The 1,719-nt window shown below is 68.2% G+C and carries 2 protein-coding genes; both read left to right on the forward strand.

The features are described 5' to 3' along the window. Nucleotides 1-526 (forward strand): 2-oxo acid dehydrogenase subunit E2 (locus tag JHC99_RS18630; protein WP_292156186.1); only part of this gene is annotated, 526 nt, incomplete at its 5' end. 4 nt (nt 527-530) lie between these two features. Continuing rightward, on the forward strand, nt 531-1,719 hold a 1,189-nt coding region (locus JHC99_RS18635), incomplete at its 3' end, for an FAD-dependent oxidoreductase (RefSeq protein WP_292156187.1).

A 1,719-nucleotide genomic window follows, 5' to 3' on the forward strand; every position in this document is an offset into this window, starting at 1 on the left:
CAACGTCCTGCCCTTCATCGCCCGCGCCATCGTCGTGGCCCTGCGCGACCAGCCGACGATCAACTCCCACTACGATGACGAGGCCGGGGTGCTGACGACCCATGCCGCCGTTCATCTGGGCATCGCCGCCCAGACGCCGAACGGTCTGATGGTGCCAGTCGTCCGTCATGCGGAATCGCTCGACCCCTACGCCACCGCCGCCGAGATCGCCCGCGTCTCCGGCGCGGCCAAGGACGGCTCGGCCAAACGCGAGGAGCTCAGCGGCTCGACCATCACCATCACCTCGCTCGGCACGCTCGGCGGCCTCGTCCACACCCCGATCATCAACCACCCCGAGGTCGCCATCGTCGGCCCCAACAAGATCGAGGACAGGGTTGTGGTCCGCAACGGCCAGATGGTCGTGCGCAAGATGATGAACCTGTCGTCCAGCTTCGATCACCGCATCGTCGACGGCCACGACGCGGCGGTCTTCGTGCAGCGGATCAAGGGCCTGCTGGAGCATCCGGCCACCCTCTGGATGACCTGAAGACATGCAGCAGATCAAAACCAAAGTCCTGATCATCGGCGCGGGCACCGGCGGCTATGTCGCAGGCATCCGCTGCGGCCAGCTGGGGCTGGACACCGTCCTGGTCGACGGCGGCGACGGGCTGGGGGGCACCTGCCTGAACGTCGGCTGTATTCCCTCCAAGGCCATCATCCACGCGGCCTCGAAGTTCGAGACCGTGTCGAAGGCCGCCGGCGACGGCGCCCTGGGCATCACGGCTTCGGATCCGGCCATCGATCTGTCGAAGACCGTCGCCTGGAAGGACGGGATCGTCCGTAAGCTGAACAGCGGCGTCGCGGCCCTGCTGAAGAAGGCCAGGGTCAAGGTCATCAAGGGCTGGGCGACCTTCGAGGACGCCAAGACCTGCCGCGTCGAGACCGCCGACGGTCCGATCACGATCACGGCCGAGCACGTCATCCTGGCGACGGGGTCCGAGCCCGTCGAACTGCCCTTCCTGCCGTTCGGCGGCGACGTCATCTCCTCGACCGAGGCCCTGTCGCTGGACGCCGTGCCGGGCAAGCTGGTCGTGGTCGGCGGCGGCTATATCGGTCTGGAGCTGGGCATCGCCTATCGCAAACTGGGGGCCCAGGTCGCCATCGTCGAGATGGCCGAGCGCATCCTGCCGCTCTACGACAAGGCCCTGACCGATCCGGTCATGAAGTGGCTGACCGACCACGGGGTCGAGATGCACCTCGGCGCCCGGGCCGGCGGTTTCGGGGACGGGAAACTGTCGATCACCACGAAGGACGGCGAGCCTCTGTCGCTCGACGCCGACAAGGTGCTGGTCACCGTCGGGCGTCGTCCTCGCACCGCCGGCTGGGGTCTGGAAAACATGGGTGTCGCCATGGCCGGGCCGTTCGTGAAGACCGACGACCGCTGCGCTACCTCGATGAGGAACGTCTGGGCCGTCGGCGACCTGACCGGCGAACCCATGCTGGCCCACAAGGGCTCGGCCCAGGGCGAGGTCGTGGCCGAGATTATCGCCGGCCATGACAGGCGCTTCGACCCGGTCACCATCGCCGCCGTCTGTTTCACCGAGCCGGAGATCGTCTCGGCGGGCCTCGGTCCGCTCGACGTCGCGGGCCGGGACGATGTGATCACCTCGGTCTTCCCCCTGGCGGCCATCGGCCGCGCCCTGGCCATCGAGGCGGGCGAGGACGGCGGCTTCGTCCGCG

The organism is Brevundimonas sp. (assembly GCF_016463485.1).
Lineage (GTDB): Bacteria > Pseudomonadota > Alphaproteobacteria > Caulobacterales > Caulobacteraceae > Brevundimonas.